The organism is Streptomyces sp. NPDC002588, from assembly GCF_040295925.1.
Taxonomy (GTDB): domain Bacteria; phylum Actinomycetota; class Actinomycetes; order Streptomycetales; family Streptomycetaceae; genus Streptomyces.
Genome location: NZ_JBEOWF010000024.1, coordinates 61,337 through 81,404, shown reverse-complemented (window position 1 = coordinate 81,404; position 20,068 = coordinate 61,337). Strand labels below are relative to the sequence as shown.

Below are 20,068 nucleotides of genomic sequence, written 5' to 3'. Positions count from 1 at the left end.
CCGTAGTGCTCCTTCACACAAGGCGCTGTTGCTTGAATGGTCCCTGATGCCGGTGTGACGAGAGCGGGTGGCTGCGTATGCGAGTGGTGACCTGGAACCTGTGGTGGCGTTTCGGCCCGTGGCGCGAGCGGCAGAAGGCGATCCTCGCCGTCCTGCGCGAGCTGCGCCCCGACGTGGTCGGCCTGCAGGAGGTGTGGGCCTCGGAGGGGGAGAACCTCGCGGAGTGGCTCGCCGGCGAACTGGGCCTGCACTGCACCTGGGCCCCCTCCCCGGCACCGGAACGCTGGCGCCGGCGGATCGAGGACGAGGACGCGGACACGGTCGACGTGGGCAACGCGATCCTGAGCCGCCGGCCGGTCACCGAGCGGGCGACGCTGCTGCTCCCGGCCCCGCCGGAACTGGCCGACGGCCGCCAGGCCCTGTTCGCCCGCATCTCCACCCCGGCCTACGACATCCCCTTCTTCACCACGCACCTCACCTCCGCACCGAGCGCCTCCGCCGTCCGCTGCCAACAGGTCACCGCCCTGGCCGAGTTCGTGGCCCGGCACCGGGGCACGGGCCCGCATCCCCCGGTCGTCACCGGCGACTTCAACGCCGGCCCCGACTCCGACGAGGTGCGCCTCTTCGGCGGTTACAACACCGCTCCGGCGGTTCCCCGCCAAGTCCTCTACGACGCCTGGGAGTACGCGGATCAGTCCGCCCCCGCCGCCACCTGGACTTCCGAGAACCCCCATTCGGCGCGGGTGCTGACGCCTCCGGCCCGCATCGACTACATCCACGTGGGCCCGCCCGGCCCGGTCGGCGAGGGCCACGTCCGTGCGGTCCGCCGGGCGGGCGACGCCCCTGTGGACGGGGTGTGGCCGACGGACCACGCGGCGGTGGTGGCGGATCTGGCGGACGGCCCTTAGCGCGTGGCGTACGCGCGGATGAACGCGTGGACTCCGTCGATCATGGTCTGGCGGACCCTCTCCGGGTCGGGGTTGGCGGGGACCGGCTGGCGGTCGTAGGCCAGCAGGATGGTCAGCGCGAAGAAGTGGTCGCCGGCCAGGCGCGGGTCGTCCGTGTCCAGGAGCCCGGCCTCGACGAAGTGGGCGAGGCGTTCGGCGAGCGCTTCCTGTACCGCCGCCGTCGCGATGTCGTCCGTGGTCGTCGGCGTCCGCAGCCGCTCCTGGGCGACGAGGGCGAACCCTGCGGCGTAGTCGGCGGAGCCGACGATCGTCGTGCCGAGCTCGATCGCCAACGCGGTGAGCGCCGCCTCCAGTTGCGGCACGGTCGTGATCGGCGCGCCCTCCGGGAGATGCTCGTCGAGCGCCCGGCGCCCCGTGGCCGACAGTGACTCCGACGTGTCGCTGAGGATGGCCAGGAAGAGGCGCCGCTTGTCGCCGAAGTAGTCGTACACGGTGCGCTTCGAGACGGCCGCCCGGGCCGCGACGGCATCCATGCTGACGCGGTCCACGCCCTCGTGGACGAACAGATCCCGGGCGGCGGCGAGGATCGCCTTCCGCTTCTCCGAGGACCCCTCGCGCACCGTCTTCTCCGTACCGACAGCCTTCATTTCCACCTCCAGGAGCACTCTACACCGTGCAGTTTACTTACTGCACTGCACGGTGTAGTGTCGCCGTCCGGCAGCGCCGCCAGGCCCTCCCGGAGAGAGGAACCACGCCCATGCCACAAGCGCCCGCCGTCTCCGCCTCGGCGACGGCTGCGCCCTCGGCGCCCTCGACGCCTGCGCGCCAGAGGCGTCGATCGTGGCCGTCGAGGTCCCGGCGGGCGCCGTCGCGCCCCTCGCCGACCGCTGGCCCCGCCACCACTTCCTGCCCGCTGCGGGGGCGCCGGGTGACGCACTGCAGTCCTGGCTCGAACCTGCCGTGGCAGAAGGCGAGTTCATGGACGTCGACGGCGCCGTGCTGCTGGGCCACGCCCAGTCCGTCCAGCGCTGGCGGCGGGTGCTCACCGACACCCGAACCTGCCGCGCCGCGCCATCACCACGAGGCCGTACTGGGCCACCGGCAGGGCGGGACTGTAGCCCGACCGACCCCCGGAACCACAACGAACCCGAAGGACTGATCATGACCGAGACACACCGCCCCCGCCGCAACCGCTCCGTACTCGTCTCCGGCGCGAGCATCGCCGGCCCCGCGATCGCCTACTGGCTGCACCGCCACGGCTTCGACGTCACCGTCGTCGAGAAGGCCGGCACCGTGCGCGGTGGCGGCTACCCCATCGACATCCGCGGCAGCGCCCTCGAGGTGGTGCGGCGCATGAACGTCCTGCCCCAGCTGCAGAAGGCCCACGTCAACACCCGCCGCATCACCTTCGTGGACTCCGACGGCAGCACCATCGCCGCACTGCCCGCCGAGAACATCGCCATCGGCGCCGACGGCGACCTCGAGGTGCGGCGCGGCGACCTGACCGGGATTCTCCACGACGCCGTCCGCGAGTCCGTCGCGTTCATGTTCAACGACTCCATCGCCACGCTCGACGACCGCCCCGACGGCATCGAGGTGACCTTCCGCAGCGGCGCCCGCCGCACCTTCGATGTCGTCGTCGGAGCCGACGGAATCCACTCCCACACCCGCCGGCTGATCCTCGGCCCCGAGGAGCGCTTCCACCACTACCTCGGCGCCTGCTTCGCCGGCTTCACCCTCCCCAACCACCTCGGGCTCTCCCACGAGGGCATGCTGTGGAACACCCCGACCCAGCGTGCCGCCCTCTATGCCGCGGGCTCCGGCCGGCAGGTGTACGGACTGCTCTCCTTCAGGCGCCCCGACCTGCCCTTCGACGTCTTCCGCGCTCCCGACGCGCAGCGGGAACTGGTCGCCGCCGCCTTCCCGGAGGGCAGCTGGGAGATTCCCCGGATGGTCGCCGAGATGCGCGCCGCCGAGGACCTGTTCTTCGATGCCGTCACCCAGATACGGATGACGAGCTGGTCCCTGGGCAGGGTCGCGCTGGTCGGCGACGCCGCTTACGCGCCGTCGTTCCTGACGGGGCAGGGCACCGGCCTCGCCCTGGTCGGCGCCTATGTGCTGGCAGGCGAGTTGGCCGCGCATGCCGACCACGCGGAGGCGTTCGACGCCTATGACAGGGTGCTGAGGCCGTTCGTGACCCTCAATCAGGAGCTCGCGAACGAGGGCGACACCGAGCTCTTCCCCGCCACGGAGGAGTCCCTCCGGGAGCGCAACGCCGCCCTGCGCACGCTCTCCGCGCTCCCGGCCGACCCTCCGCACGCCACGTACAGCGCGCTCACCCTCCCCGACTACGACTGACCTTCACCTCCTCGGCCACCCGGACCGCCGAGAACCCCCGCTCGGCACGGTTGCTGACGTGCTGTCAGAGGATGGTGCCGAGGTCGGCGCCGGTCAGGTCACAGCTCGCCTCCCACAGCCGCGCCGCCACGGCGGTGTCGGTGAGGTGGTTCCACACCGGTTCACGTCGGGGCTCGCCGCGCAGGCCGAAGACGCGCGGTTCCCACAACTGGCCTCCCAGCACGGCCGGGTCGAGCACCGCCCGGACCGCGGGCCAGGCGCCGGCGTGCTTGCCCTGGACGAGGAGGGCCGCGGGTGCCGCGCCCAGTCGTGCGCCGGTGGTTCGCACATGGACCGGCGGCCGTGACGGGGTGAGGGAGTCCAGCGCGCCGCCGGGATGGACCACCACGCTCGCCACCGTGCTGCCGGCAGCGCGCAGACAGCGGTCGAGTTCGACACCGAAGTACATCTGCGCCAGCTTGGAGCGTCCGTAGGTGCGCTTGGGCCGGTAGTCGTTCCGGGACTGCAGGTCGTCGAGGTCGAGCCGCTCGGACTTCGCCGCGAAACTGCCCATGGTCACGACGCGGGCCGCCGGCGCGGCCGCGAGCAGCGGCATCAGCCACCGGGTCAACGCGAAGTGCCCGAGGTGGTTGGTGCCGAACATGAGCTCGTGCCCGTCCGCGGTCTCCCTGCGGGGCGGGTCGTCGAGCGCGACGCCGGCGTTGTGGACCACCGCGTCAAGGCGTTCCACCCCCAGCGATTCCACCACGGTCGCGAGCGACGAGAGGTCGGCGAGGTCCAGCCGCACGGCCCGCACCCGGGCGCCGGGGACCCGCGCACGTATCGAGGCCGTGGCGACCTCGGCCCTGGCGGGGTTCCGGCTGCCGATGACGACGGTGGCTCCGGTCTCCGACAGCTGCTCCGCGACGAAGTACCCGATGCCGGCATTGCCGCCGGTGACCAGGAAGACGCTGCCATCGGCGCGCGGCAGGCGGTGGACGTTCCAGGGCGGGGTGGAGGACGTGGACGGCATGGCGACGGGGCTCCCTCGCGGTCGAGGACGCCCGGCGGCTGCTCCGCCGGGCGACTGGACATCCACGGTTCCAGCGGCCACCGACACATCTCCCACAGCTCACCGACAACCCGCCGAGGGTCTGTCGGCGACACGGCGCAGAGCGCCGAACGCTCAGTCGCGTCCCGCCCTCCTCACCCCCGCCCCAGGAACACCGGATTCGTGAGCGCCGCCAACGTCCCCGGCAGCGGCGGGGCCGTCGCCTCGTGGCGTACCTCCGCGCGTACGTACGCCGCGTACGAGGGGGTCGTGCCCCACTCCACCACGCCCGCCCCCGACTCCGGCAGCGGGGCGCTCGTGAGGATGACGCCCTCGTCCGTGACGAAGCGGACCGTGCAGCCGGGTGCGCCGGTCACCTCCAGGCGGACGGTCACCGGGGCGTCCGCCGCCACCGCCAACCGCTCGCCGATTCCCGCCCGTCGGCCCCGGCCGCCCGACACCGACAGGGACAGCGACACCGCGCTCGACTCGGCCACATAGACCCGCCCCGCCCGGATGCCCTCCTGGATCGCCTCCCGGGTGAGGCCGTCGGCCAGGACCACCGTCTGCGGCAGGCCCACCACGTCCGGGTCCCGGTGCGCGTCGCTGTTGCCCACCGCCGGCAGCCATTTCCCGGTCCCGCCCCGGAGCGTCGCGTCCCACGCAGCCAGAGCCACCTCGTCGTCCGGGGTGTACGGGCCGTTCCACACCTCCACCGCGTCCGCCTCCCCGAAGCCGAACTTCCAGGAGCAGCCGACGCAGGTGGCGTGCGGGTGGGCGGGGATCACCAGTCCTCCCGCCTGCCGGATCTCGCGCGCGAACCGGCCGAAGCGGTTGTCCCGCGCCCGGTACCGCCAGTCCACGAACGTCCCCGGGCGGGTCCCCAGCGCCAGCACATGGCCGTTGCGGGTCGTCACCTCCTCGCCGAGCAGTACCAGCAGGTCGTCGCCGGCCACCTTCGCCCACGCCCCGTGTCCGGCGTGCGTGTTGTGCTCCGAGGTGTTGATGAAGTCCAGGCCCGCCGCCCGGGCGAGGGTCCCGATCTCCGCCGGGGTGCGGCGGCCGTCGGAGTACCAGGAGTGCAGGTGGCAGTCGCCCCGGTACCAGGCCCGGCCCCGGCCCCGCGCGGAGGAGGGCGGGTAGGACACGGGTGCCGTCGTGCCCGGTTCGCCGTACGTCAGGGTCACCGTGATCTCGTACGACAGTCCCCGCGGCGCCACCGCGTAGGGGCCGAGGGCGATGTGCCACACGCCGGGACGGACCGGGCCGGGTACGTATCCCGGCGTCGCCTCGTCGGCCCGCACGAAGAACTCCGTCCGCGCGCCTCCCGACCAGCCCCGGAAGCCCTCCCCGCCCAGCCCGGTGCCCCGTTCGTCGAAGAGGCCGATGTCCAGGGCGTTGCCGGGGGTGCCGGCCGGCACGGACGGCCTGTCGTACGTGTACGAGACGCGCAGTTCCCGCACTCCCCGCGGGACGTCCACGGGGACGTACACGAAGTCGGGGGCGCCGGGCGGCAGGGTGCCGCGTAACGTCCTCGTCTCCGGTGCGCCGTCCGCGGCGGCCGCGAAGCTCACCCTTCCCACGGTAAGCGCGGCGGCGGCTCCGGTCGCCAGCAGCGCACGGCGTGCGATCCGATCTTCCGGCATGACTCTCCCTCACAATGCCGACCGGTCGGTATGGACACCGACCGCTTCTCCCGGTACAGATGAACCGGAACAGATGAACCTGCAGATGAAACGCAGAGGACCGCAGACGAACCCGCACCGAAAGGCCCCCCATGCGCATCGCCGTCACGATCTTCCTCACCGACGAGACGATCACCCCGACCCGCCTCGCCCGTGAGCTGGAGCAGCGCGGCTTCGCGGGCCTGTACCTGCCCGAGCACACCCACATCCCGGTGGAGCGGGCCACGCCGTACCCCGCGGGCGGCGAACTGCCGCGTGAGTACGGCCGTACGCTCGACCCCTTCGTCGCCCTCGGGCAGGCCGCCGCCGTGACCGAGAACCTCGGCCTCGGCACCGGTATCACCCTCGTCGCCCAGCACGACCCGATCGACCTCGCGAAGCAGATCGCGACCCTGGACCACCTCTCCGGCGGACGGTTCACGCTGGGCCTCGGCTTCGGGTGGAACGTCGAGGAGGCCGCCGACCACGGGGTGGAGTGGCGGACCCGGCGGGAACTCGTGCGGGACCGGATGGCGCTCATGCGGGCCCTGTGGAGCGACGAACCCACCTCCTACGACGGCGCGTACGGGTCGGTCCGGGCCAGCCTCGCGCACCCCAAGCCCGCGCAGAAGTCCCGCGGGCCGGTCGTCGGGCCCCGGACCCTCGTCGGCGGCGGCGCCGGACCGAAGCTGTTCTCGCACGTCTGCGAGTACGCCGACGGGTGGCTGCCGATCGGCGGGCGCGGTCTGTCCGAGTCGCTGCCGGTGCTGCGCGCCGCGTGGGCCGACGCGGGCCGGGACCCGCAGGCGCTGGAGGTCGTCCCGTACGCCGTCCAGCCGTCGGCGGGCAAGCTCGCGCACTACGCCGAGCTGGGCATCGAGGAGGCCGTCGTGCAGCTCCCGCCGGCCGGCGAGGCCGAGGTCCTCCGGGTACTCGACGACCTCGCCCGATTCCAGTGACACCGTGTAACGACGTCCGGGAGGGACGAATCGGGCGCCCCCGTCGGCCCTGATCAGCCCGAACGTATCCTCAAAGGATGACGACCTCCGCGACCTCCGGAACCGGCCCCGGTCCGACCCCCGGCCCCACCGAGAACTCCATGCGTCGCGCCCTCAAACGTGCCCGGGACGGCGTCGCGCTCGACGTGGGCGAGGCCGCCGTCCTGCTCCAGGCCCGCGGCGAGGCCCTCGAGGACCTCGCCGCGTCCGCCGCCCGGGTGCGGGACGCGGGGCTCGAGGCGGCGGGGCGGCCCGGCGTCATCACCTACTCGAAGAGCGTCTTCATCCCCCTCACCCGGCTGTGCCGGGACAAATGCCACTACTGCACCTTCGTCACCGTCCCCGGAAAGCTCCGCAGGGCCGGGCACGGGATGTTCATGTCGCCCGACGAGGTGCTCGACATCGCGCGCAAGGGCGCCGCCCTCGGCTGCAAGGAAGCCCTCATCACCCTCGGCGACAAGCCGGAGGAGCGGTGGCCCGAGGCCCGGGAGTGGCTCGACGCGCACGGCTACGACGACACCATCGCCTATGTCCGGGCCATCTCCATCCGGATCCTGGAGGAGACGGGCCTCCTCCCGCACCTCAACCCGGGCGTCATGTCCTGGACCGACCTCCAGCGGCTCAAGCCCGTCGCGCCCAGCATGGGCATGATGCTGGAGACCACCGCCACCCGGCTGTGGTCCGAGCCCGGCGGCCCCCACCACGGCTCCCCGGACAAGGAGCCCGCCGTACGGCTGCGGGTCCTCGAGGACGCCGGCCGCTCCTCCGTGCCCTTCACCTCGGGGATCCTGATCGGCATCGGGGAGACGTACGAGGAGCGGGCCGACTCGCTGTTCGCGCTGCGGAAGATCTCCCGCGCCTACCACGGCGTCCAGGAACTGATCATCCAGAACTTCCGTGCCAAGCCCGACACCGCGATGCGCGGCATGCCGGACGCGGAGCTGGACGAACTGGTCGCCACGGTCGCCGTGGCCCGGCACATCCTCGGGCCCGCCGCCTGCCTCCAGGCCCCGCCGAACCTGGTGGACAGCGAGTACGAGCGGCTGATCGGAGCCGGGATCGACGACTGGGGCGGGGTGTCCCCGCTCACCATCGACCATGTCAACCCCGAGCGGCCCTGGCCGCAGATCGAGGAACTCACCCGGCGCTCCAAGGCCGCCGGGTTCGAACTGCGGGAACGTCTCTGCGTGTACCCCGAGTTCGTCACCCGCGGCGAACCCTGGCTGGACCCGCGGCTGCTGCCGCACGTCCGCGCGCTGGCCGACCCGGAGACGGGCCTCGCCGTGCCGGACGCCGTGGTGGAGGGGCGGCCCTGGCAGGAGCCCGACGAGGTGTTCGTGCCGTCCGGCCGTACGGACCTGCACGCGTCCATCGACACCGACGGCCGTACGTCGGACCGCCGCGACGACTTCGACGAGGTGTACGGCGACTGGTCCGCCCTGCGGGAGGCGGCCGCCCCCGGCATGGTCCCGGAGCGCATCGACACCGACGTTCGCCAGGCTCTCGCGACCGCCGCCGACGACCCGACGAAGCTGAGCGACGCCGAGGCCCTCGCCCTGCTGCACGCCGACGGCCCGGCCCTCGACGCGCTGACCCGGATCGCCGACGACGTGCGCAGGGCCGCGGTCGGCGACGACGTCACCTACATCGTCACCCGGAACATCAACTTCACCAACGTCTGCTACACCGGCTGCCGTTTCTGCGCCTTCGCGCAGCGCCGCACGGACGCCGACGCGTTCACCCTGTCCCTGGAGCAGGTGGCCGACCGTGCCCAACAGGCCTGGGACGTGGGCGCGGTGGAGGTCTGCATGCAGGGCGGCATCCACCCGGACCTGCCGGGGACGGCGTACTTCGACATCGCGAAGGCGGTGAAGTCCCGCGTCCCCGGAATGCATGTGCACGCCTTCTCGCCGATGGAGGTCGTCAACGGCGCCACGCGGACCGGCATGTCCGTCCGGGAGTGGCTGGGCACGGCGAAGGAGGCGGGTCTCGGCTCCATCCCCGGGACCGCCGCCGAGATCCTCGACGACGAGGTCCGCTGGGTCCTGACCAAGGGCAAGCTGCCGACGGCGACCTGGATCGAGGTCGTCACGACCGCGCACGAACTGGGCATCCGGTCGACCTCCACCATGATGTACGGCCATGTCGACCAGCCCCGCCACTGGCTCGGCCATCTGCGCACCCTGGCCCGCATCCAGCAACAGACCGGCGGCTTCACGGAGTTCGTGACGCTCCCGTTCATCCACACCAACGCCCCGGTGTACCTCGCGGGGATCTCCCGGCCGGGCCCCTCCATGCGGGACAACCGCGCGGTCACGGCGATGGCCCGGCTCCTCCTGCACCCGTACATCCCCAACATCCAGACCAGTTGGGTGAAGCTGGGCACGGAGGGCGCGGCGGAGATGCTGCGCTCGGGCGCCAACGACCTGGGCGGGACGCTGATGGAGGAGACCATCTCCCGGATGGCGGGTTCCTCCTACGGCTCCTACAAGTCGGTGAAGGACCTGATCGCGGTGGCGGACGCGGCGGGCCGGCCGGCCAGGCCCCGGACCACGCTCTACGGGGCCGTACCGGAGGAACGGCAGGCGGCCGCCCGGGCCTCGGACGGGCATCTGCCGGACCTCCTGCCCGTGCTGGAGTGAGTACGATGATCCGACCTCCTAGTGGAGGGGTCCCGTAGCTGAGGAGATGCGTGCCCGTGCCTGCCCGACGGCTTCCCTCGTGGGTCTGGGTCACCGGTCTGACGGCCGGCGCGATCGCCGCGGTCGCCGTGCTGACGGTGAAGGCCGAGCAGGGCCCGCACCCGACGGCGTCGGCGAGCCGGCCGAACGCGTCGGCGTCGGCGAGCCCGCGCCCCTCGGCGACTCCGAAGGCCTCGCCGTCCGCGGTGAAGACCGACGTCCCGGAGGCCTCGGGCTCGGGCCGCAGGATCGTCTACGACCTGTCCGACCGCCGGGTCTGGCTGGTCGACGCCGACGACACGTCCCGCCGCACCTTCACCGTCTGGCCGGGGACGGTCCACCCGGCCCCCGGCAGCTACACCGTCTCCGTCCGCAAGGACGCGACGACGGGCTCCGACGGCGTGGCGATCGAGCACATCATCTACTTCTCGGTCGTCTCGGGAGTCAACATCGCCTTCTCCAACGCGGTCGACGGCTCCTCCCCGCCCCCGGCCGCCTCGGGCGCCCAGACCGGCGGCATCCGCATGCCCAAGGATGACGGCTCGGCGCTGTGGGCCTTCGGCGACCTGGGGACGAAGGTCAGGGTCGTCGAGTAGTCAGCTGTTGTTCTCGTCCGCCCCGAACGGCAGATGGTTGACGATCAGCACGATCCCGCTGACCAGGAACACCCGCGTCGCCGCCTCCAGGCCGTTCCAGGTCTTCGACTGCCACATCGAGAACCACTCGCCGCCGATCGCGATGAACCCGGCACCGAAGAGCAGCATCAGCATCAACAGCCCGTAGGTGGAGTACGCCCGGCCCCGGACGTGGTCCCGGCGCGCCCACAGCCACGTCCCGGCGGCCAGCACGACCGCGGCCACCGTCTCCCACACGATGATCGCGACGTACGCGGCGTCCTGAAGCCCCTTGCTCGTCACCGCCCGCCACATCAGGTCGTCGTCCTTGAACGTGTCGTCCATGGCCAGCACATGGCGGACGAACTGCTGGTTCGTCCCGAAGTCCGTGATGTTCCCGAAAGCCACGAGGGCGATGTAGAGCGCGAGGGTCCCGGTGAGGAGCGCGGCCGTCAGGGGGAGAACGCGTGAGGTGTGTGGGATTCGTGCGGTCGGGGTAGTCATGCCGGTCTCCCTACCCCGTCAAGTCCCCGGTGTCCCTTCCGGATTGGGCAAGAATGGCGGGCACCCGGCGTCGGGGGACGCCCGGGGGGAAGGAGTGTGGGCATGGGGCGGGTCCAGCGGTCGATGCAGCAGCTGATCGCGCAGCGCAGACGGCAGGGCTTCGTGGGCCGGGGCACCGAGCGGGCCGCGTTCCGGGAGAACCTGGAACTGTCGCCGGACGACGAGCGGCACCGGTTCCTGTTCCACGTCCACGGCAACGCCGGGGTCGGAAAGACCTTTCTCGTAAGGGAGTTGGAGCAGCTCGCGCGGGAGCGCGGCGCACTGACCGCGTATGTCGACGAGTCGGTGGGTTCCGTCCCGGAGGCGATGGCCGAGCTGGCGGAACAGTTCGCCCGGCAGGGGCACCGGTTCAGGGAGCTGGAGCGGCTGCTCGCCGCGCACCGGGAGCGGCGGCACGAGGCGGCGGCGGTGGTGGAGGCCGGGCTCGAGCCGGAGGGGCCGTCGCCCGCGAGCATGGCGGCCGCCCGCGCGACCCTGGTGGGGCTCGGCCTGGTGCCCGGCGTCGGCGCCTTCGCGGGAGCCCTCGATCCCGCCCAGCTCGCCCAGGGCGCCGACCGGTTGCGGGCCGGCCTGAGCGCCCGCTTCCGCACCCAGGAGGATCTCCAGCTCGTCCTGGCCCCGGAGCGGGTCCTCACCCCCGTGCTGCTGAAGGAACTCGCCGAGGCCGCGGCCGAGGTCCCCTGGCTGGTCCTCGTCCTCGACACCTACGAACGCACCGGCCAGGTCCTCGACGGCTGGCTGCACGAGGTGATGACCACCACCCGCTACGGCGGAGCCCTGCCCGAGAACACCGTCGTGGTCACCGCGGGGCAGCTGCCCCTCGCCGCGGCCCGGTGGGGCGGCCTGGCGGACTTCGTCACGGAGGTCCCGCTCGGGCCGTTCACCGAGACGGAGGCACGCGGGCTGCTGGCCGGCAAGGGAGTCGTGGAGGAGTCCGTGGTCGAGGAGGTGCTGCGGCTCACCGGCGGGCTGCCCGTGCTGGTCTCGACCCTGGCCGAACAGCGGCCCGCCGACCCGGACGACATCGGCGACCCCAGCGCCACGGCCGTGGAGCGGTTCCTGAAGTGGGAGCAGGACCCGGTGCGGCGGGCGGCGGCCCTCGCCTGCGCGCTGCCCCGGCGCCTGGACCCGGATGTGCTGCGGACCGCCGCGGACTGCCCGGAGGAGGCGGCCGATCCGCTCTTCGGCTGGCTGCGCGGGCTGCCCTTCGTGGACGACCGCGGCGCCCAGGTGCGCTACCACGACCTGGTGCGCGAGCCGATGCTCCGGCTGCAGCGGCGACGCTCCCCGCGTGGCTGGACCCAGCGGCACGAGCGGCTCGCGGCGGCCTTCCGGCGGTGGCGGGAGGAGGCGGCGGACGGGCTGCGGCCCGACTACGAGTGGGAGCACGAGCCGTGGCGCGAACTGCGGCTGGAGGAGACGTACCACGCGCTGTGCGCCGGGCCGCGAGCCGCACTGCCCGGGGCACTGCACGACGCGGTGGCGGCCTGCCGGGAGAGCCCCGCCGTCGGCCGCCGCTGGGCGCGGATGCTGGAGGAGGCGGGCGGCGCGGCCGACGCGCCGGCCGTGCGGGAGTGGGGCCGCGAGCTGCGCGAGGCCCTCGCGGACGACTCCGCGGGGGAGCTGAGGGCGGCGGAACTGCTCCTCGCCCGTCCGGGACTCGACGACCGCGGCCGGGCGGTCGCCCACGCGCTGCTGGGCCGGGAACTGCGCAACGGCCAACGGTACGGTCCCGCGCTGACGGAGTACGACCGGGCGATCGCGCTCGATCCGGACCTGGTCCGGGCCCACTTCGGCCGGGGCCTCACCCTCCAGTCGACGAACGACCTCGCGGAGGCGCTGGCGGCCCTCGACCGTGCCGACGGACTGGCCCCCGACACCGACTGGATCCTCGGCGCGCGCGGGGAGACCCGGCGCCTCCTGGGCCGTTTCGAGGAGGCCGTCGCCGACTTCGACCGGGCGATCGCCCTCGACCCGTCGTACGAGGAGGCCCTGGTCGGCAGGGCGGTGTGCAGGCACGCCCTCGGACGGTACGACGAGGCCCTCGCGGACTTCGACCGCGCGGTCGCCCTCGACGAGGACGACGTGTGGGCGCTGGTGCGCAGGGGCCGGCTGCGGCGTGCGCGGGAGGAGTGGGACGAGGCGTTCGCCGACCTGGACCGGGCGGTCCTGCTCGCGCCCGACGCCGAATGGGTCGCCTCGGAGCGCGGGGACGCCTACCGGCTGGCCGGCCGCTTCGAGGAGGCGGTCGCCGAACTCGGCCGCGCCCTCACCCTCGAACCCGACTACCCCTCCGCACTGGCGAGCCGGGGCACGGCCCACCTCGGACTGGGCGGCGACGAGGCGGCGCTGGCCGACCTGGACCGCGCCGTCGAACTGTCCCCGAACTACGCCTGGGCGCTCAGGAAGCGGGCCGAGGCACGTCGTCGGCTGGACGACACGGAGGGCATGTTCGAGGATCTGCGGCGGGCGGAGGCGGTGGGCGCCGAGGACGGCTGGGCGGCCGCCGACCTGGGGGAGGCCTACCGGCTCGCGGACCGGCACGAGGAGGCGGTCGCCGCGCTCCGGCGCGCCATCGAGCAGAACCCGGAGTGCGACTACGCGCTGGCCTCCCTGGGGGCGACCCACCTCGCCCTGAAGGACTACCCGGAGGCCTTCCGCTGTCTGGACCGGGCCCTGACGCTCACACCGGACTACGGGTGGGCGCTCGCCCGGCGCGCGCGGGCCGGGATGGCGACCGGGCGGGTCGACGAAGCACTGGCCGACCTGGACCGCTGTGTCGCCCTCGGCCAGGAGACGGAGTGGGCGCGCCGCAGCGCCGTGGAGACGCTGATGCGGTGCGGGCGGTGGGACGAGGCGGCCGCCCGGCTGGCCGAGGCGGAGTCGGCCGAGCCGTCCGACGAGGAGCTGGAGTTCCTGCGCGCCGAGCTGCACCGGCGCACCGGGCAGCATGCCGCGGCCCGGCGGAGCGCCGAGCGGGTGCGCAGGGCGGACCCCCTCAACGGGAGCTACCTGCTGGCGCTGACCGTCGGCGGGACGGACGGAGCGCGGGCCGCCGAACCCCTCTGGCGGGAGTTCGCGCGGCTGCTCCAGGACGACGACCGGGTGGTGGCCGCGGAACGGGCGGTGGGCCGGTGCATCGTCGCCTGCGCCCTCGGGCACTGGCCGGAGGCCGAGCGGGAACTCGCCGAGGTCCTGGCCGGGGACCCGGCCTGGAGCGACCTGGCGGACCTCGGCGCCGCCCTCGCGGACCTCCTGCACAGCCCGGACACCGACCGGACCGCCCTCGCCCCGCGCCTGGCCGCGGTCATCGCGGCCCGCGACGCGTTCCGGACCCGCCACGCGCGACAGCCGGACTGAAAGACCTCCACGGCGCCTCCACCATCAGGCCTCGGCCCTCCGACCCCGTTCGATTACAGTGACGGACGTCGTACGTACGGACGGTGGCCGGGAGGACTTGGTGAGTACGACATGAGTACGCCGTCAGGTGTCGTCTGGGGCCGTACCGAACAGCAGGACTTCCGCAGCCGGGTACGCGGCACGCTGCTCGCCGCCGCCGTCGGGAACGCGCTCGGGGCGCCCGTCGACGGGCTCGGGCCCGAGGAGATCCGGCAGCTCCACGGGCCGGAGGGGGTCGTCGACCTCGCCCCCGCCCACGGCCGGCGCGGCGCCGTCACCCACCACACCCAGCTCACCCTGTTCACCGTGGACGGGCTGATCCGCGCCCAGGTCCGCCGCGACACCGGCGCCTGGCACCCCCCGACCGACCTGCACCGGGCGTACCTGAGATGGGCCGCCACCCAGCGCGACTGGGGCCCCGACCTGCGCCGCAAGGACGACGGCTGGCTGGCCCGCGAGGAGTGGCTGTACGCCCGCCGCGATCCGACCCGGGCCCTCCTCATGGGGCTCGGCGACGACCGCATGGGCACACTCGACTCGCCCAAGAACCCCGATGCCGACGGCCCCGAGCCCACCGCCCGCTCCGCGCCCTTCGGACTGCTCGTCGGCTGGGAGCCGCAGCTCGTCGCCCAGCTCGCGATCGAGTGCGCGACCCAGACCCACGGCCATCCGGCGGCCTACCTGTCGGCGGGCGCGTACGCCGTCACCGTGCACGCGCTGGCCCGCGGCGAGAGCCTCGACGGCGCGGTGCAGCGGGCCCTCGCGCTGCTGGCCGCGCGCCCGGGGCACGAACCCGTCTCGGAGGCCCTGCAACGCGCGCTGGGCGCGGTACGGCAGGGGCTGCCGATGCCGGGGAGAGTGGCGGAACTGGTGGGGGAGGGGAAGGCGCCGGGCGTGCTGTCCGGCGCCGTCTACTGCGCGCTGGTCGCGGAGGACGTCAGACACGGACTGCGCCTCGCGGTGAACCAGGGCGGCCCCGCCGCCCCGACCGCCGCCGTCACCGGCGGACTGCTGGGCGCTCTGCACGGCGAGACGGCCCTCCCGCCGGCCTGGCTGGCCGAGCTGGAGGGCCGTCCCACGATCCTGGAACTGGCCGACGACTTCGCCATGGAGATGACCCAGGGTCCGGCCCTGCACAGCCCGGCCGGGGCTTCACCGGGCTGGACGGCCCGCTATCCGAGGGGCGCCTAGGCGCCTCGCCCCTCGGATGCCCGCTAGTCCTTGGCGGGGGCCGCCACGGCGTCCCGGGGGCCCGGGACGACCGCTGCCGCACCCGACGAGTCCCCGTCCGTGTTGATCCTTTCGATGATCGCGAGCCGTTCCGGGGTGTCCTCGGGCTTCAGGAAGCCGATGAGGATGTAGAGGACGAGGGAGACGGCCAGGGGGACGGAGACCTGGTACTGGAGCGGGACTCCGCCGTCGACGTTCCAGTTGATCGGGTAGTTGACCAGCCAGAAGGCCAGCAGCCCCATCGACCAGCTGGTCAGGGCCGCGGTCGGGCCGGAGCGGCGGAAGGGGCGCAGCAGACCCAGCATCATCGGGATGGCCATCGGGCCCATCAGGCCGGCCACCCACTTGATGACGACGGTGATGATGTCCTTGAAGGTGGGGGAGTTGACCTGGGTCGCCGCCGCCATGGAGAGGCCGAGGAAGACGACCGTGGTGACGCGGGCCGCGATCAGGCCCGACCGCTGGTTCCACTCCCGGGCCCTGCGGGAGAGCACCGGCGCGCAGTCGCGGGTGAAGACGGATGCGATGGCGTTGGCGTCGGAGGAGCACATCGCCATCGTGTGGGAGAAGAAGCCGACGACGACCAGGCCCAACAGGCCGTGCGGCAGCAGCTGTTCGGTCATCAGACCGTAGGAGTCGGAGCCGTCCGGCTTCTTCGCGGTGACCAGCAGCGGGGACATCCACATCGGGAGGAACAGCACCACCGGCCAGATCAGCCACAGCGCCGCCGACAGCCGCGCCGACCGCTCGGCCTCCTTCGGGGTGGCCGTGGCCATGTACCGCTGGGCCTGGTTGAGCATGCCGCCGTTGTACTCGAAGAGCTTGATGAAGAGGAAGGCGAGCAGGAAGACGGTGCCGTACGGGCCGACGAGCGGCTTGCCGTGGCCCTGGAGGGCCGGCTCGTCCCAGGCGCCGAAGAACCCGATGCCCTTGTCGTTCAGCTTCAGCACGACGGCCACGAACATGGCGACGCCGGCCAGCAACTGGATGACGAACTGGCCGAGTTCGGTCAGCGCGTCCGCCCACAGGCCGCCGATCGTGCAGTAGACGGCGGTGATCGCGCCGGTGATGAGGATGCCCTGGTTCAGCGAGATGCCGGTGAAGACCGACAACAGGGTGGCGATCGCGGCCCACTTGGCGCCCACGTCCACGATCTTCAGCAGCATCCCGGACCAGGCCAGCGCCTGCTGGGTCTTCAGGTCGTAGCGGTTCTTGAGGTATTCGAGCGGGGAAGCCACACGCAGGCGGGAGCGCAGCCGGTTGATGCGTGGCGCGAACAGCTTCGAGCCGATGGCGATGCCCAGCGCGATGGGGAAGGACCAGGTGATGAAGGAGGTGACGCCGTAGGTGTAGGCGATGCCCGCGTATCCGGTGAACATCACCGCGCTGTATCCCGACATATGGTGCGAGATGCCGGACAGCCACCAGGGCATCTTGCCGCCCGCGGTGAAGAAGTCGCTGACGTCGTCCACCCGTTTGTGCGACCAGACGCCAATGGCGATCATCACGCCGAAGTAGCCGATGAGCACGGCCCAGTCGAGACCGTTCATGTGCCCTCCCAGGGTTCAGCCCGGCGCTCATCGTGGGCGCTGCCACATGAACACGACAAGTAAGCGTCGAGTCAAAGGGAGGTAAAGGTATTCGGTATGGTGGTTCACGTTCACCTACGTGAACTCACTCGAAAGGGGTCAGCGCATCAGTTCTCCCGCGTTGACCAGCAGTGACTGTCCGGTGATCGCCCGCGCGCGATCGGAGGCGAGGAACGCCGCCGCGTCGGCGACGTCCCCGTCGGTGGCCAGGTCCGGCAGGGCCACCCGCTCCGTCAGCCGCGCGAGCACCTCGGCCTCCGGCACCCCCTCGGTCTGTGCCGTGAACTGGACGTACGCCTGCACCGGCGGGCCCCACATCCACCCCGGGAGCACGGTGTTGACCCGAATCCGGTGCGGCCCGAGTTCCCGCGCGAGCGAGTACATCGTGCTGGTCAGCGCCCCCTTCGAGGCCGCGTACGCCGCCTGCCGCACCTGGGAGGGGGCCGCGACGGCCGACTGCGTCCCGATGAAGACCACCGCGCCGCCCCGCACCTTCAGGCCGGGCAGACATGCCCGGGTCATCCGCAGTGTCCCCAGCAGGTTCACGTCGATGACCGACTGCCAGGTCGCGAAGTCGGCGTCCTCCACCCCGCCGAAATAGGAGTCCCAGGCGGCCACCTGCACCACCGCGTCGATCCGGCCGAACCGCTCCCGTGCGAGCGCCGCCAGCGCCTCGCACTGCCGCTCGTCGGTGATGTCGGTCGCCCGCCACGCGGTGTGCGACCCGTCCGGATCGATCTCGGCCGCGCTCTTGGCGAGGTTCGCCTCGGTGCGGGCGCCCAGCACGGCGTTGCCGCCGTCCCGTACGACCGCCGCGGCGACCTGGTGGCCGAGCCCGGCCCCGACCCCCGAGACGACGACGGTCCGTCCGGTGAGCAGTGACATCGGGACCTCCTGACCCTGGCGCATTATCTGACGGAGCGTCAGAGTATGGGCCAGTCGCCGAGGAAGGGGAAGACGTGTGAGCGACGAGACCCGCAGCGAGACGTATGCCGAACTGGCCGCCGTGGGGCCCTACGGGGTCCCGGTCGGCCATGCCCTGATCACCATGGTCGAACCGCATCCCGGCCACGAGTACGCCTACAACCGCTGGTAATTTCGGTGCACCGCCCTGACCTGGACTTATGAAGGCCGAAACGGCTGTGACCTGCTAGGTCGGGTGGCAGAGGCGATCGGAGGCAGTCAGAGGAAAACGCTCTGATTCGACCCCGGTTCGACCCTGGCCGCCCGGAGGCAGTCAGAGGCGATCCCTCTGCAACTCGCTAACGAGTGGCCCGAGTTGACGGGTGTCGATCGGGAGTAGTGCTCTCGACGGTTCTCCGCTCCGACCTCGGTCGAGCTGCGATGGGGACGCCTGCCTCCGCACGGCGCCGGGCATAAGAAGACCCCCAGGACGGGTAATCCTGGAGGCTTCTCTGGCACCGATTGGAGGTCGGTTCCGGATGCCACCCGTGGTTTTAGCGGGCCTGGGTGGCGTCCACGTCCTTGCGAGACGACCCCACCGTGCCACACCACACCCATCAGACAGAATCACAGCGACAGACCTCTCACCCGATCGGCCGACCGCGCCTCCGTCCACTCCCTGCGGCGGCAGCCGATCTCCTCCTGCTCGGCGATCTCACCGGCCGCTATGCGGCAGGTAGTTACAGCCGGCTCGGCTCCGACGGCCGGACCGTGGTCCCGCGCGAGGACCGGCAGGGTGCGGCCGAGCACGGGCACCGGATCACGGCCGCCATCGCCTGCCACGTCGCCCGCGCCGGCGGCACCGTCGACGAGCTGATCCGGCTGTTGCTGCATCCCGAGCACGAGGGCGGCAGCCACGCCCGCAGTATCGCCGTGCGCTCCGGGGAGACGCGTGCCCTGGACTACATCCGCCGGGTGTGGGCCAGCGCCGAGGCAGCGGTCGGCAGCACCCGGCTGCTGGAGTCCCGCCACCAGGCGCACGAGGTTCTCGCCGCGCTGCGCGACCGTATCGAGACGACACCGTGGCGTGGAGTGCGGGGCCGGACCGCGTTGCGGGTGCTGCGGGCGCATCTGACCTTCGCCGAGAGTGCAGGTGGTTTGCTGCATCACGCCAGTGAGCGGCAGACCGCCGAGGAGGCCGGCATCTCCCGCACGACCCTGCGGGCGGTGTACGAGACGGTCCTCACGCCGCAGGGCTGGCTGCGCCGCCTGCGGGCTGGCCACGGCCGGGAGGGCTCCACCTGGTACCTCGACGACGCCTCGGCCGGTCGGGCTGTCCCGGCGCCGCCGTCTCGTTTCCGGACCACTCAGTACCCCCCCGACCCGGCACTTGAGGAGTGGCACACCCCTGAGACAGCCACGACCGCTGACATCGACTCCACCGTCATCGGCTGGCTGATGGGCCACGACGCCTTCGCCCACCACGGCCTGGGCAGCGCCGCCCTGATGCTCATCGGCGCGCTGCATGTCCGTCCGGCCCAGACCGTCGGTGAGCTTGTCGGCACCTCCTCCGTCTCCCGGGCCACCGCCTACCGGACCCTGCAGCGCCTGGCCGAGCACGGCCTCGTGCACCACCACGGGGAGACATGGTCCCTCGCGCCTCACGCTCTGGAGGGCATTGGTAACGGCCTGCCGGAGGCTGCGGACGCCCCGCGTCCGCGGTCGGCTAACGGCTGGGACGACGTTGCCGAGTTGCACGGCACCGTCGGTATTGCGGCCCGGCGCCAGGTGCTGCACGCGGCCGAGCGCGCGGCCTACCGCGCGAGGCTGGCACGCCTCGCCGAGCACCGCAGCAGGGCGGTGATCATCGTCCGCGACGGCCACGCGGTGCTGGTTCCCGCGCCGCGCCCCGACGAGATTTCGTCCGCCTGGCACGCCCCGGGCGGAGGCGTCCTCGATCCGGTCACCGGCTGTCCGGCCGCCGACTGGCGGGTGGCCACCGACGGCCGGCTGATCCTCATCACCCCCGCCGACCAGCGCACCTATGACGAACTGGCCGCTGCCCATGCCGAAGCCCTCAGCGAATGGAACTCCGCCGCATGACCCCACAACACAAGCCAGCCACACCGC

General features: G+C 72.5%; 15 protein-coding genes. 9 read left to right on the top strand and 6 right to left on the bottom strand.

Annotated elements, in window-relative coordinates:
* The first annotated feature begins 77 nt into the window (after positions 1-77).
* Positions 78-908 carry an endonuclease/exonuclease/phosphatase family protein gene (locus ABT057_RS26630; RefSeq protein WP_352346107.1) on the top strand — a complete coding sequence of 277 codons (831 nt, stop codon included), beginning with the start codon at positions 78-80 and terminating at the stop codon, positions 906-908.
* On the opposite strand, the gene ABT057_RS26625 is transcribed toward ABT057_RS26630, so the two are convergent.
* Positions 905-1,555 (bottom strand): TetR/AcrR family transcriptional regulator, encoded by a 651-nt coding sequence (locus ABT057_RS26625; RefSeq protein ID WP_352346106.1) that lies wholly within the window; start codon positions 1,553-1,555, stop codon positions 905-907. The genes ABT057_RS26630 and ABT057_RS26625 overlap by 4 nt on opposite strands.
* Positions 1,556-2,069: 514 nt before the next feature.
* Between ABT057_RS26625 and ABT057_RS26620 the strand changes: the two genes are divergently transcribed.
* Positions 2,070-3,266 (top strand): FAD-dependent monooxygenase, encoded by a 1,197-nt coding sequence (locus tag ABT057_RS26620; protein ID WP_352346172.1) that lies wholly within the window; start codon positions 2,070-2,072, stop codon positions 3,264-3,266.
* A 64-nt stretch (positions 3,267-3,330) separates the two neighbouring features.
* Here ABT057_RS26620 and ABT057_RS26615 read toward each other — a convergent pair whose 3' ends face one another.
* Together ABT057_RS26615 and ABT057_RS26610 are read right to left on the bottom strand one after the other, a co-directional pair.
* Positions 3,331-4,278, bottom strand: coding sequence for an SDR family NAD(P)-dependent oxidoreductase (locus ABT057_RS26615; protein WP_352346105.1), 948 nt, complete (start codon positions 4,276-4,278; stop codon positions 3,331-3,333).
* Positions 4,279-4,451: 173 nt separating this feature from the next.
* On the bottom strand, positions 4,452-5,942 hold the full coding sequence (locus tag ABT057_RS26610; protein ID WP_352346104.1) for a CehA/McbA family metallohydrolase: 1,491 nt from the start codon (positions 5,940-5,942) through the stop codon (positions 4,452-4,454).
* Positions 5,943-6,073: 131 nt separating this feature from the next.
* Between ABT057_RS26610 and ABT057_RS26605 the strand changes: the two genes are divergently transcribed.
* From ABT057_RS26605 to ABT057_RS26595, 3 genes are all read left to right on the top strand, one after another.
* Entirely contained in the window at positions 6,074-6,919 is an 846-nt protein-coding gene (locus ABT057_RS26605) for an LLM class F420-dependent oxidoreductase (protein WP_352346103.1), read from the top strand.
* A gap of 77 nt (positions 6,920-6,996) precedes the next feature.
* Positions 6,997-9,600, top strand: a complete 2,604-nt coding sequence (locus ABT057_RS26600) for a bifunctional FO biosynthesis protein CofGH (protein WP_352346102.1) — start codon at positions 6,997-6,999, stop codon at positions 9,598-9,600.
* 50 nt (positions 9,601-9,650) lie between these two features.
* The gene (locus ABT057_RS26595; protein ID WP_352346101.1) at positions 9,651-10,235 is read left to right on the top strand and encodes a L,D-transpeptidase; all 585 of its coding nucleotides are present in this window, start codon (positions 9,651-9,653) and stop codon (positions 10,233-10,235) included.
* Here ABT057_RS26595 and ABT057_RS26590 read toward each other — a convergent pair whose 3' ends face one another.
* Positions 10,236-10,757 carry a DUF2165 domain-containing protein gene (locus tag ABT057_RS26590; RefSeq protein WP_352346100.1) on the bottom strand — a complete coding sequence of 174 codons (522 nt, stop codon included), beginning with the start codon at positions 10,755-10,757 and terminating at the stop codon, positions 10,236-10,238.
* Positions 10,758-10,859: 102 nt separating this feature from the next.
* Between ABT057_RS26590 and ABT057_RS26585 the strand changes: the two genes are divergently transcribed.
* Both ABT057_RS26585 and ABT057_RS26580 read left to right on the top strand, forming a co-directional pair.
* Positions 10,860-14,177, top strand: coding sequence for a tetratricopeptide repeat protein (locus ABT057_RS26585; protein WP_352346099.1), 3,318 nt, complete (start codon positions 10,860-10,862; stop codon positions 14,175-14,177).
* Between the two features lie 111 nt (positions 14,178-14,288).
* Positions 14,289-15,407: an ADP-ribosylglycohydrolase family protein gene (locus ABT057_RS26580; RefSeq protein ID WP_352346098.1), complete on the top strand. Its 1,119-nt coding sequence runs from the start codon at positions 14,289-14,291 to the stop codon at positions 15,405-15,407.
* Positions 15,408-15,430: 23 nt separating this feature from the next.
* Here the strand turns inward: ABT057_RS26580 and ABT057_RS26575 are convergent, their stop codons facing one another.
* Positions 15,431-16,996, bottom strand: a complete 1,566-nt coding sequence (locus ABT057_RS26575; RefSeq protein ID WP_352346097.1) for a sodium:solute symporter family protein — start codon at positions 16,994-16,996, stop codon at positions 15,431-15,433.
* 138 nt (positions 16,997-17,134) lie between these two features.
* Positions 17,135-17,920, bottom strand: a complete 786-nt coding sequence (locus tag ABT057_RS26570; RefSeq protein WP_352346096.1) for an SDR family oxidoreductase — start codon at positions 17,918-17,920, stop codon at positions 17,135-17,137.
* 76 nt (positions 17,921-17,996) lie between these two features.
* Between ABT057_RS26570 and ABT057_RS26565 the strand changes: the two genes are divergently transcribed.
* Positions 17,997-18,131 (top strand): hypothetical protein, encoded by a 135-nt coding sequence (locus ABT057_RS26565; protein WP_352346178.1) that lies wholly within the window; start codon positions 17,997-17,999, stop codon positions 18,129-18,131.
* A 578-nt stretch (positions 18,132-18,709) separates the two neighbouring features.
* Positions 18,710-20,041, top strand: coding sequence for a transcriptional regulator (locus tag ABT057_RS26560; protein WP_352346095.1), 1,332 nt, complete (start codon positions 18,710-18,712; stop codon positions 20,039-20,041).
* The last annotated feature ends 27 nt before the right edge of the window (positions 20,042-20,068 follow it).